This window comes from Cellulosimicrobium sp. I38E (assembly GCF_001647255.1).
Lineage (GTDB): Bacteria > Actinomycetota > Actinomycetes > Actinomycetales > Cellulomonadaceae > Cellulosimicrobium > Cellulosimicrobium cellulans_E.
Window position 1 is genome coordinate 15178 of record NZ_LUAZ01000052.1, and the last position, 11928, is coordinate 27105.

The 11928-nt window shown below is 74.8% G+C and carries 9 protein-coding genes; 4 read left to right on the forward strand and 5 right to left on the reverse strand.

Annotation, left to right across the window (positions count from 1 at the left end; all coding sequences use genetic code 11):
- Positions 1-45 precede the first annotated feature (45 nt).
- The gene (locus A0J59_RS16255) at positions 46-1020 is read left to right on the forward strand and encodes a pentapeptide repeat-containing protein (protein WP_064316811.1); all 975 of its coding nucleotides are present in this window, start codon (positions 46-48) and stop codon (positions 1018-1020) included.
- 154 nt (positions 1021-1174) lie between these two features.
- Here the strand turns inward: A0J59_RS16255 and A0J59_RS16260 are convergent, their stop codons facing one another.
- The 3 genes from A0J59_RS16260 to A0J59_RS16270 form a co-directional block, all read right to left on the reverse strand.
- On the reverse strand, positions 1175-2551 hold the full coding sequence (locus tag A0J59_RS16260; protein WP_082919108.1) for an MFS transporter: 1377 nt from the start codon (positions 2549-2551) through the stop codon (positions 1175-1177).
- 40 nt (positions 2552-2591) lie between these two features.
- Positions 2592-3749 carry an FAD-dependent oxidoreductase gene (locus A0J59_RS16265; RefSeq protein WP_255365280.1) on the reverse strand — a complete coding sequence of 386 codons (1158 nt, stop codon included), beginning with the start codon at positions 3747-3749 and terminating at the stop codon, positions 2592-2594.
- Positions 3750-3914: 165 nt separating this feature from the next.
- Entirely contained in the window at positions 3915-5159 is a 1245-nt protein-coding gene (locus A0J59_RS16270; protein ID WP_064316817.1) for an MFS transporter, read from the reverse strand.
- Between the two features lie 223 nt (positions 5160-5382).
- Between A0J59_RS16270 and mshD the strand changes: the two genes are divergently transcribed.
- From mshD to A0J59_RS16285, 3 genes are read left to right on the forward strand one after another with little or no spacing between them, the layout of a single operon-like run.
- Positions 5383-6402: a mycothiol synthase gene (gene mshD, locus A0J59_RS16275; protein WP_064316812.1), complete on the forward strand. Its 1020-nt coding sequence runs from the start codon at positions 5383-5385 to the stop codon at positions 6400-6402.
- 43 nt (positions 6403-6445) lie between these two features.
- Entirely contained in the window at positions 6446-8710 is a 2265-nt protein-coding gene (locus A0J59_RS16280) for an RNA degradosome polyphosphate kinase (RefSeq protein WP_047231397.1), read from the forward strand.
- Positions 8711-8713: 3 nt separating this feature from the next.
- Positions 8714-9751: an NUDIX domain-containing protein gene (locus A0J59_RS16285; protein WP_082919111.1), complete on the forward strand. Its 1038-nt coding sequence runs from the start codon at positions 8714-8716 to the stop codon at positions 9749-9751.
- A gap of 85 nt (positions 9752-9836) precedes the next feature.
- Here A0J59_RS16285 and A0J59_RS16290 read toward each other — a convergent pair whose 3' ends face one another.
- Both A0J59_RS16290 and A0J59_RS16295 read right to left on the reverse strand, forming a co-directional pair.
- Complete coding sequence (locus tag A0J59_RS16290) at positions 9837-10838, reverse strand: inorganic phosphate transporter (protein WP_047231396.1); 1002 nt, start codon at positions 10836-10838, stop codon at positions 9837-9839.
- A 5-nt stretch (positions 10839-10843) separates the two neighbouring features.
- On the reverse strand, positions 10844-11464 hold the full coding sequence (locus A0J59_RS16295) for a DUF47 domain-containing protein (protein WP_047231395.1): 621 nt from the start codon (positions 11462-11464) through the stop codon (positions 10844-10846).
- Positions 11465-11928: the final 464 nt, after the last annotated feature.

The window sequence follows — 11928 nt, forward strand, 5'->3', positions numbered from 1 at the left end:
GATATCTCCGTGCCCGGCGTCCCGCGGACGGCGTAGCGTCGAGACGTGCCACCCGTTCCCGCGGCCGACGGTCGCGTCCTCCTCGTCGAGCAGCTCGACCTGCGCAGCGACTGCGCGCGCTGCACCGGTCTGTGCTGCGTGGGGCTGCACCTCGTGCGCTCCGCCGACTTCGCGATCGACAAGCCCGCGGGCACCCCGTGCCCGAACCTGCGCGAGGACTTCGGCTGCGGCATTCACGCCCGGCTGCGCGAGTCCGGGTTCCCCGGCTGCGTCGCGTACGACTGCCTGGGTGCGGGCCAGCGCGTGACGGCGGCCGTCGGGTCTGCGCACGGCGGCGCTACGTGGCACGACGACCCGGCCGCAGCACGCGACGCGTTCGCCGCGCTCCCTGTCGTCACGCAGCTCCACGAGCTGCTCTGGTACCTGACCGAGGTGCTCTCGCTGCCCGCCGCGGCGCCCGTGCACGACGACGCACGGCGCGCCCTCGCACAGACCGCTCCCCTCGCGGACCTGGCCCCGGCCGCCCTGCTCGCGCTCGACGTCAGCGCCGTCCGCCGCGACGTCGGCCCGCTGGTCGACCGCGCGAGCGTGCTCGTGCGCGACTCCGCCCGGCGCGGCGTGACGCGCCGGGTTCCCCGTCGGGAAGCGGCGGACGCCGGATCGCGGTCCGCAGGCGGCCGAGGACCCGCCGCGGGCCACGACCGGCGGAAGCCGGGGCATGCCGTCGGGCACCGGGTGCCGGACGGCGGCGTGCGGCGCCGCCTGCGACCCGGCGCGGACCTCGTCGGTGCCGACCTGCGCGGGCTCGACCTCACCGGGTCCGACCTCCGGGGCGCACTGCTGCTCGGCGCCGACCTGCGCGGCGCCCGGCTCGACGCCGTCGACCTCCTCGGCGCGGACCTGCGCGGTGCCGACGCGCGCGGCGCCGACCTCTCGCGTGCGCTCTTCCTCACGCCGGCGCAGGCCGGCGCTCTCCGCCGGGACGAGCGCACGACCCTCCCCGCCGCGCTCCGCCCCTGACCGGGCGCCCCGCGACGTCGGCACTTCCAGCCGAGATCGGCAGCCGCAACTGCCGGTCTCGGCCGGATGTGCCGATCTGGGCCGCGAGTACCGACCTCGTCGGCCTCCGTCAACCCGGCCTCCGTCAACCCGGCCTCAGTGAGCCCGGCCTCCGTCAGCGCAGCGTGGCCCGCCGCGCCAGCGGCGCCGCCACGACCGCGCACACGACGACGAGCGCCGCCGCGCCCCAGGCGAGCGCGCCGTACGACGAGAACCCGATGATCGCCCCGGCGAGGATGCCGCCGACTGCGCCGCCCGTGTTCATCGCGAGGTCGGAGAGGCCCTGCACGGACGTGCGCGACGGACCGGGCGTGGCGTCGACGAGCAGCGCCGACCCGGCGACGAGCCCGCACGACCACCCGAGCCCGAGCAGCACGAGGCCGACCGTCAACCGCGCGGAGTCCTCGCCCGGCGCGCCCGCCACGACGACCGCCGCGGCGAGGAGCAGCGCGCCCCCGACGTAGAGCACGCGCGCGTGCCCGACCCGGTCGGCGAGCCACCCCACGACCGGGCTGAGCGCGTACATGCCCGCGATGTGCGCGCTGATGACCAGGCCGACGACCTGGAGCGTCGCGCCGCCGTGGTTCATGTGGACGGGCGTCATGGACATGAGCCCGACCATGACGAGGTGGCTCAGGACGATCGCGCCGAGGGCGAGGCGCGCCGTCGGGCTGGCCGACACGACGGCCCACCCCGCGCGCAGCCCGTCGCGCCACGACGACCCCTTGCCGTCGGCCGGCACAGCACTCGGCGCGGCGGCGCCCGGCGCCGCGTCCGAGGTCGCGTCCGAGGCCGCGCGCGACGCGAGCAGCGGGTCCGGCCGCAGCCACACCGCGACGACGGCCGCCGCCAGCGCGAACGCGACCGCCGCGAGGACGAACGGCGCGGCGCTCGGCGCGGTCGAGCCGTGCTGCGCGTGCGCGTCGCCGAGGCGCAGGCCCGGGCCGGCGACGCGGTCCGCGAGCCCGGCGAGCGTCGGCCCGACGACGGAACCCACCGTCGTCGCCCACACCACCACGGACAGGTCGCGCGCACGCCGCTGGGGCGTCGCGAGGTCGGTCGCCGCGAACCGGGACGCGAGCCCGGCGGCCGTGCCCGACCCGAACAGCAGCATGGCCACGACGAGCAGGGGCCAGGAGCCGACGAGCACGGCGACCGTCGCGAGGACCGCGCCGCCGGTCGCGACGCCGAAGCCGAGCAGCAGGGACGGCCGCCGCCCGCGCTGCCCCGCGACGTGCGCGAGCGGCAGCGCGACGAGCGCGGCGCCGACGACGCCCGACGTCGAGGTGAGCCCCGCGATCGCGTCGGACCCCGAGAGTGCGGACGCGACGAGCGGCGCGACCGCGATCCCGCTCGCCACGCCGACCCCCGAGAGCACCTGCGTCGCGGCGAGCGTCGTGAGGGTGCGGCGCTGCGTCGGGAGGGCGGGGTCGCCCGGCGCGGCCACGGGCTGCGCGGACGACGGGTCGGGGGCGGGCGGTTCGGTGCTCACGGGTGCACCGTAGGCCGCGGCGGACCGCCCTGACGAGGGCTTACACCGCCAGGGGCAGACGAGATCCCGCCGTCCCGTCGACGCTCCGGCTCGCACCGAGCGCGCGCAGCACTCCCCGCGCGGCCTCGCGCCCGGCCCGGTTCGCGCCGATCGTCGACGCGCTGGGCCCGTAGCCGACGAGCTGCACCCGCCGGTCGCGCCCCGCTGTCGTGCCGTCGAGGACGATCCCGCCGCCGGGCTCGCGCAGGGCGAGCGGCGCGAGGTGGTCGAGCGCGGCACGGAACCCGGTGGCCCAGAGGACGACGTCGGCGGGCTGGAACAGCAGGCCGTCGTCGTTCGCGCCCGCGGCCCACTCGACGCCCGACGGCGTCATTCGCTCGAACATCGGCCGACGGCGCAGCACCCCGCTCGCGATCCCCGCGCGGTAGCGCGCCGTGAGCGGCAGGCCCGTGACCGAGACGACGCTCCCCGGCGGGAGGCCCGCGGACGTCCGCTCGGCGACGCGCGCGACGGCCGCGCGCCCGAGCTCGGGCGAGAACTCCTCCTCGACCCAGACCGGCTCGCGGCGCGTGACCCACGTGGTGCCGGACGCGTGCGGGGCGATCTGCAGCAGGAGCTGCGTCGCGGACGCCCCGCCGCCCACGACCACGACGTGCTGCCCCGCGAAGTCCTCGGCGGCGCGGAAGTCGTGCGTGTGGAGCTGGCGGCCGCGGAACGTCTCCATCCCCGGGTAGCGGGGCCAGAACGGCCGGGTCCACGTCCCCGTCGCGTTGACGAGGGTGCGCGTGCGCGCGGTGAGCTCGCGCGCGTCCGGCCCGGCGCCGACCGTCGCGCGCACGCGCAGCAGGGCGGGGTCGTCGGGGTCCTGCGTCACCTCGTCGACCGTGACGGGGCGCAGGACGCGCAGGTCGTTCTCGCGCTCGTACGCGGCGTAGTAGCGCGGCACGGCGACGTTCGCGCGCTCCGCGGGGTCCCCGGCCGGGAGGGGGACGCCCGGGAGGTCGTGCACGGCGTGCGTCTCGGCCATGGTCAGCGAGTCCCAGCGGTCCTGCCACGCCCCGCCGGGGCCGCGACCGCCGTCGAGCACGAGCGGGTCCAGCCCGGCGCGACGCAGGTGGTAGGCCGCGGACAGCCCCGCCTGCCCGGCACCGACGACCACGACGTCCACCGTCTCCCGCACGTCCGTCACCTCGCTCACGACGCCCTCAACGACCGGGCCCCTCCGAACCTTCCCCGGCACCCGGCACTGTGCCGAACACGACATGGGGGTCGCTCTGGACACGTTGACGACCCCCATGTCGTGCTCGACGGCGGGTGGTGTCGTTCTCGCGGACGGCGCGAGCCGTCTGCCGTGTCGGGTGCGTCAGGGGCGGTCCGGGACGCGCTGGAGCGTGCGGATCGGCCGCACGGCGAGGAGCGCGACGACCGTGAGAGTTCCCACGACCGCGCCCACCAGGAGGACGCGGTCGGTGCCGAACGCGGCGACGGCGGGACCGGCCAGGGCGGCGCCGATCGGGTACATGCCGACCGACCCCGCGACCTCGTAGGCGTGGACCCTGTTGAGCACGTCGCCCGGCACCTGGGTCTGCACGCTCGTCGCCCACATGACGCCCCACACGCCGACCCCCACGCCCACGAGCACCTGCGCGACGGCGAGCGCCCACACCGGCCAGCCGAGCACGAGGCCGAGGGGGTAGAGGGGGTAGGCGACGAGCGCGACGGCCCCGGCCGCGAGCGGTCGCCGGGGCTTGAAGCGGATCGCGAGCAGCCCGCCGACGACCGTCCCCACGCCGAGCGCACTGTTGAGGATGCCGAACGCGGTCGCGCCGTGCTCGGGCACGACGACCCCCGCCGCCACAGGGAGCTGCGGCCCCCAGGCGAGCACGGCGTAGACCATCCAGATGACGATGACGCCCCACAGCCACGTGCGGGAGCGGAACTCGCGCCAGCCGACGGCGAGGTTGTGCCAGAGCCCCGCCCCGGCCGGGGGCGCGGGCACGACGCCGAGCCGGAGCGCGAGGAGGCACAGGGCGCTGGTCCCGTAGGCGACGGCGGAGAGGATCATGACCCAGCCCGTCGACCCGAACCCGACCAGGACGCCGGCGAGCGCGGGGCCGCCGAGCCCGGTGATCGCCTCGGAGGTCCGGAGGATCCCGTTCGCGCCCTGCACGTCGCGCGCCACGAGCGGGACGGTCGACGCGGCCCCGGGCTGGAACAGCGCGTTGGCGGTGCCCGCCACCACGAGGAGCGCGTACAGGTGCCACAGGTGGTCGATGCCGCGCACGAAGAGGACCGCGAGGAGCACGTGCGCGGTGAGGTTCGCGAGGTCGGCGACGATCATCATCCGGCGCGCCGTGAACCGGTCGGCGAGCACGCCGCCGAACAGCACGAGGCTCGCGAACGGGGCGACGAGGAACGCCATCGCGTACCCCGCGACGGCCAGCCCGTACCCGGAGCTGAGCAGGCCCGCGGAGACAGCGACCGGCAGCATCGCCCAGCTCAGCAGCCCCGCGCTGCGGGCGGTGAAGTAGTACCGGAAGTTGCGGGTCCAGATCGCCGGCTCCCGCGGTTCGCCCGGAGACGGTGCCGGTCCGGGCCTGTCCTGCACCGCCGGCACCGTGGCCGCCCTCGCGGGCGACGCCCCCGCCACCTGCTCCGTGGCTTCCTCCACCGCGCACGCACCCATGGCGCCCCCTGCCCTCCGTCGTCGATGCCGCGAACCGTCGGACGTGACAACCGTCACCCGCCGCGGAACCTTCCCGACCAGGCACGACGCGTCGGTCGCGCGCCCCGGGTTCGGCCGCGCGGGGAGCCGGGGGCAAGATGGACCGGTGGAGACCGCGATCCTCTGGCACACCGGCCCGCTCATCGACGACGTCGAGATCGCGCAGGTCCACGACCTCGCCGCCGCCGCCGAGCGCGAGGACGGCGTCGCCGCCCTCTCGGAGCAGCCGCTGCTCAACCTGCGCGAGGCGACGGACGACGTCGTGCACCTCCTCACGTGGCGCGCGGGCGAGCTCGCGGGGTACGCGCAGGTGGACAAGCGCGGCGAGGCGCCGAGCGCCGAGCTCGTCGTCCGCCCCGAGCACCGGCGGCACGGGCTCGGGTTCCACCTGCTCGGCAGCGCGGCCGACCGCGCGGCCGAGCCGCGCCCGGGCGACCCCGACCACGACGAGCAGGCGCACCCCGGCGCGGAGACCGACGGCGAGCCCGCCCGGGTACCCCGCCCGCCGTTGCGCGTCTGGGCCCACGGCGACCTCCCGGCGGCCCGGGGCCTCGCCGCGCGGGCGGGGTACGACGTCGTGCGCGAGCTGCTCGTCCTCGAGCGGCCCCTCGACGGGCCGGAGGTGCACCCGCGCCCGGAGATCCCCGCGGGCCTGCGGCTGCGCGCGTTCGTGCCCGGCGACGACGACGCCGCGTGGGTCGCGGTCAACGCGGCGGCGTTCGCGCACCACCCCGAGCAGGGCCGACTCACCGTCGACGACCTGCGCGCGCGCATGCGGGAGGACTGGTTCGAGGCGACCGGTCTCCTGCTCCTCGAGCGCACCCCGGACCCCGGTTCCGGCACGGCGGGGATCGTCGGGTTCGTCTGGACCAAGATCCCGACCGGCCAGCCCGACGGCGCGCGCGAGGGCGAGATCTACGTCGTCGGCGTGGTCCCGGACGCCCAGGGCGAGGGGCTCGGCCGGCTGCTCACCGCCGTCGGTCTCGCGCACCTCGCCGAGCGGCGCGCCACGACCGCGGTGCTGTACGTCGACGGCGACAACGTGCCCGCGGTGCGCACGTACGAGCGCGCCGGCTTCACGCGCCGCGCGGTGCACGTGCAGTACGCGCGCCCGACCGCTCGGTGACCCGTGTCACGCACCGTTCACCATCTGGTGCCACCATGAACCCATGACCGACACGTCCACGCAGCGCACGCTCGACCCGGACCTCGCCGCGCACATCGCCGAGCACATCGCGGAGGAACCCGAGATCGAGCCGGTGGGCGCAGAGCTCGGCCTCGGCCCGCTGCCCGACGACCGGTTCGCCGACCGCGAGCTGAGCTGGCTCGCGTTCAACCAGCGCGTGCTCGAGCTCGCGGAGGACCCGAGCCAGCCGCTCCTGGAGCGCGTCCGGTTCCTCGCGATCTTCGCGTCCAACCTCGACGAGTTCTTCATGGTCCGGGTCGCCGGACTCAAGCGCCGCATGGCGACCGGCATCGCGGTCACCGCCGCCTCGGGGCTCTCGCCCCGCCAGGTGCTCGACGCGATCAGCGAGCGCGCGCACGACCTCATGGCGCGGCACGCGCGCGTGTTCGCCGACGACGTCCAGCCCGCGCTCGCCGCCGAGGGCATCACGCTCGTGCACTGGGACGAGCTCGAGACGCGTGAGCAGGAGCGCCTGCACAAGTTCTTCCGCAAGCAGATCTTCCCGGTGCTCACGCCGCTCGCCGTCGACCCCGCGCACCCGTTCCCGTACATCTCGGGGCTGTCGCTCAACCTCGCGGTCGTGGTCGCCAACCCGACCACGGGCAAGGAGCACTTCGCGCGCGTCAAGGTGCCGCCGCTCCTGCCCCGGTTCATCGCCGTGGACGCGCGGGGCCGCCCGAGCGCGCCGACGTCGCAGACCGCTGCACCCGACCGCGGGCCGACGTCGTTCGTGCCGATCGAGGAGGTCATCGCCCAGCACCTCGACCACCTCTTCCCCGGCATGGAGGTGCGCGAGCACCACCTGTTCCGCGTCACGCGCAACGAGGACGTGGAGGTCGAGGAGGACGACGCCGAGAACCTGCTCCAGGCCATGGAGAAGGAGCTCCTGCGGCGCCGGTTCGGACCGCCCGTCCGGCTCGAGCTCACGCCGGGGATCAGCCCACGCATCCGCGCGCTGCTCGTGCGCGAGCTCGGCGTGGTCGAGGAGGAGGTGTACGAGATCCCCGAGCCGCTCGACCTCACCGGGCTCAACCTCATCGCCGACCTCGACCGCGCGGACCTGCACTTCCCGCCGTTCGTCCCGACGACGCACCGCCTCCTCGCCGAGGTCGAGAGCGCGTCGCCCACGGACGTGTTCGCCGCGATCCGCGAGCGCGACGTCCTGCTGCACCACCCGTACGACTCGTTCTCGACGTCGGTCCAGACGTTCCTCGAGCAGGCCGCGGCCGACCCGGCCGTGCTCGCGATCAAGCAGACCCTGTACCGGACGTCGGGGGACTCGCCGATCGTCGACGCGCTCATCGACGCCGCCGAGGCCGGCAAGCAGGTGCTCGCGCTCGTCGAGATCAAGGCGCGATTCGACGAGCAGGCCAACATCTCCTGGGCGCGCAAGCTCGAGCAGGCGGGCGTGCACGTCGTGTACGGGATCGTGGGGCTCAAGACGCACTGCAAGCTCTCGCTGGTCGTGCGCCAGGAGTCGGACGGCCTGCGGCGCTACTGCCACGTCGGCACGGGCAACTACCACCCGAAGACCGCGCGCCTGTACACCGACCACGGCCTGCTCACGTGCGACCCCGACGTCGGCCAGGACCTCACGCGCCTGTTCAACCAGCTCTCCGGGTACGCGCCCCAGTCGCGGTTCCACCGCCTGCTCGTGGCGCCGCGCACGGTCCGCTCGGGGCTCGTCGAGCGCATCGACCGCGAGGCCGCCGCGGCGCAGGCCGGCCACGAGGCCTGGGTGAAGATCAAGGTCAACTCCGTCGTCGACGAGACGACGCTCGACGCGCTGTACCGCGCGTCGCAGGCGGGCGTGAAGGTCGACCTCGTCGTGCGTGGCATCTGCGCCGTCCGCCCGGGCGTGCCCGGGCTCAGCGAGAACATCCGCGTGCGCTCGATCCTCGGCCGCTTCCTCGAGCACTCGCGCATCTACGCCTTCGCCAACGCCGCAGGCCCCGCCATCGGCGAGGGACCCGAGAGCGGGCCCGAGGTGTTCATCGGCTCGGCCGACCTCATGCACCGCAACCTCGACCGCCGCGTCGAGGCGCTCGTGCGCATCACGGACCCCGACCAGGTCATCGAGCTGCTCGACCTGCTCGACGTGTCGATGTCCGAGCGCACCGCGTCCTGGCACCTCGACGCCGACGGCACGTGGCACCGGCCCGAGTCGGGGCCCGACGGCACGCCGCTCGTCGACCTCCAGGCGAGCCTCGTGCAGCGACAGCGCCGCCGGCTCGTCGGGAGGCGGTAGCGGATGGGTGTGCCCTCCCCCGCCCTGCGCAGCGGGCTGCCGCTCGTGGACGCCCTCGGCCCCACGCACGTGTCGCACGCCCCGGTCATCGAGTCGGCCGGCGCGCTCGTGTGGCGCGTGCGCGACGACGACCTCCAGGTCCGCCTCGTCCACCGGCCCCGGTACGACGACTGGTCGTGGCCCAAGGGCAAGCTCGACCCCGGCGAGACCTTCCAGGCCGCGGCCGCGCGCGAGGTCGCCGAGGAGACGGGCAAGCCGGTCGTGCTGGGCGTCCCGCTGCCGGGACTCCAGTACCTCACGCCCGAGGGTCGCGTGAAGCGCGTGCACTACTGGGCGGCGCGCCGGGCGTCGCGGAAGGCGGACGCCGGTGCGCTCGCCGCGCGCGCGCCCGTCCCGCCGGTGTCACCGCAGGAGATCGACCGCGCGGCGTGGCTGTCGGCCGACGACGCCGCGCACCGGCTCACGCGCCAGGCCGACCGCGCCCCGCTCGAGGCCCTCGTGCGCGAGCGCGAGGAGGGGCGGCTGGCGACGCACGTCGTCGTCATCGCCCGGCACGGCAAGGCCGTCTCGCGATCGGCGTGGCACGGCGACGAGCAGGACCGTCCGCTCACGCCGGCAGGGCACGCCCAGGCCGTCGCCCTGGTGCCCGTGCTCGCGGCGTACGGCGTCGAGACCGTCGTGACGAGCCGCTGGGACCGGTGCGCCCAGACGATCGCGCCCTACGCCGGCGCGTCGGGGCTGGAGACCGTGAGCATCGACCACCTCACGGAGGCGCAGCACGAGCGCTCCCCCGCGCGCGTCGCGCGGACCGTCCGCGAGCTCCTCGAGGCCGAGCGGTCGTCGGTGCTGTGCACCCACCGGCCCGTGCTGCCCACCGTGCTCGACGTGCTCGGCCAGCACTCGCGGCGGCCCGTCGCGAACGCGCTGCCGGCGCACGACCCGTTCCTCGAGCCGGGCGAGATGATCGTCGCCCACGTGGCCCGGACGCCCAAGGGCCCGCGCGTCGTCGCGGCCGAGAAGGTCGCCCCGCCGCTCCACTGACCGCACGCAGCACGGACGCGCGGCCCGGACGGGCGACCTCGAGGTCGTTCGTCCGGGCCGCGCGTCACGACCTGCGCGAGCAGGGTCAGAGCAGGATCGGGCTGAGGATCCAGTAGACGACGGCGGCGACGAGCGCGGCCGCCGGGATGGTCAGGACCCACGCGACGCCGATGTTCTTCGCGACGCCCCAGCGGACCGCGGACAGGCGCTTGGTCGCACCGACGCCCATGATCGCGGAGGTGATCGTGTGCGTCGTCGACACCGGCGCGTGGAAGATGAACGCGTTCGCGTACAGCACGACGGCGGAGACCGACTCGGCGACGAAGCCGCGCGCCGGGTCGAGCTCGATGATCTTGCGGCCCAGCGTGCGCATGATGCGCCACCCGCCGGCGTAGGTGCCGAGGGAGATCGCGGTCGCCGCGGACAGCTTGACCCACAGCGGGATCGTGTTGTCGTCCTGGAACCCGCCCGCGACGAGCGCGAGCACGATCACGCCCATCGTCTTCTGCGCGTCCTGGAGGCCGTGGCCCAGGGCCATCGCCGCCGCCGACGCGGTCTGCGCGATGCGGAAGCGGCGGAACGCCCGGGCGGGCGCCGCGTTCCGGAACACCCACAGCAGCAGCACCATGAGCGCGAACGCGAGACCGAAGCCGATGAGGGGCGAGAAGACCATGGGGAGCACGACCTTGTCGAGGATCGCGTCCCAGTGGACCGTGATCCCCGACGCGATGCCGACGCCCGCGAGACCGCCGATGATCGCGTGCGTCGACGACGACGGCAGCCCCAGCCACCACGTGATGAGGTTCCACGTGATCGCGCCGACGAGACCGCACAGCACGATCACGAGGCCCTGATGGGGTGGGACGTCGTTGACCGCGACGATGTCCTCCGCGATCGTCTGCGCGACCGCGGTGCCGAGCAGGGCGCCGATGAGGTTGAACACCGCCGCCATGAGGAGCGCCGCACGCGGCGTGAGGGCCCTGGTCGAGACCGACGTCGCGATGGCGTTCGCGGCGTCGTGGAACCCGTTGGTGTAGTCGAACGCCAGGGCGAACGCCACGACGACGACGACGAGCACTGCCTCCACGGGGCTCAGGACTCCTTGAGGGCGATGGTCTCGACCGTGTTCGCGACCTTCTCGAAGGCGTCGGCCGCCTGCTCGAGGACCTCGACGATCTCCTTGAGCTTCATGAGGAGGACCGGGTCGGACACGTCGTCGAAGAGCTCGGCGAGCAGCTTGCGGTGGACCTTGTCCGCCTGGTTCTCCAGGCGGTTGACCTCGACCCAGTACTCGGGGAGGTCGTCCATGGAGCGCAGGCGCGGCATCGCCTCGGCCGTGAGCTCCGACGCGCGCTGGAGCACCTGGACCTGCTCGGACACGCGGGCCGGGAGCTCGTCCACCTTGTAGAGGACGATGAGGTCGGCCGCCTCCTCCATGAAGTCCATGCAGTCGTCGAGCGCCGACGCGAGGGCGTAGATGTCGTCCCGGTCGAACGGCGTGACGAACGTCTGGTTGAGCCGACGCATGATCGAGTGCGTCGCGTCGTCCGCGAGGTGCTCGGTCTCGCTGAGCTGCTTCGCGAGCTGCTTGCGCGTCGGACGGTCCGCGCCGAGCAGCTCCGCGAGGAGCGTTGATCCGGTGACCAGGTGCTGCGCCGAGGCGGCGAGAAGGTCGAAGAACGAGGTGTCGCGCGGTGTCAGGCGCAGGCGCACGGGAGGCTCCGGAAGGGACGCGGGGTAGGGGTCTGAGCTGGCGTCGGCCACAAGGGCCGCTCGGCCGCCGGACGGGCCGGTCGGCCGGGGTGGTCACGATCTCGGGTCGGATGATCTCTGGATGAACGCACGTCGAACTCTCGTCAAATGTAGCCGACGCGCGGAGCGATGCTGGAATCGTCGGGGCGAAAGTCCCGCATCCTCAGGACGCTCACAGCCCGCGCCCGGCGTCCTCGCCGGGGCGGCGACCCTCCGGCGTGCGCCGTCGCGCTCGCACCAGGAGGGGAAGTAGTGACGCCGGACCGGGAGCGCCTCTCGGCGCGTGGCCGCTCGTAGCGGCTGAGTGTGGAGCCCGGGGCTACCGCGGCCCGGCGTCGTGAACCATCGTACGTGCCGGACGCCCCGCGAGGTACCCAGCCGACCCGCTGTTCGCGCTCCGCGAGAACCCCACCCCCGACGTGCGC

What these genes read in the sequence shown, in the direction of transcription:
- A0J59_RS16280 (WP_047231397.1), top strand. Translation starts at nt 6,446, where the DNA reads ATGACCGACACGTCCACGCAGCGCACGCTCGACCCGGACCTCGCCGCG.
- A0J59_RS16285 (WP_082919111.1), top strand. Translation starts at nt 8,714, where the DNA reads ATGGGTGTGCCCTCCCCCGCCCTGCGCAGCGGGCTGCCGCTCGTGGAC.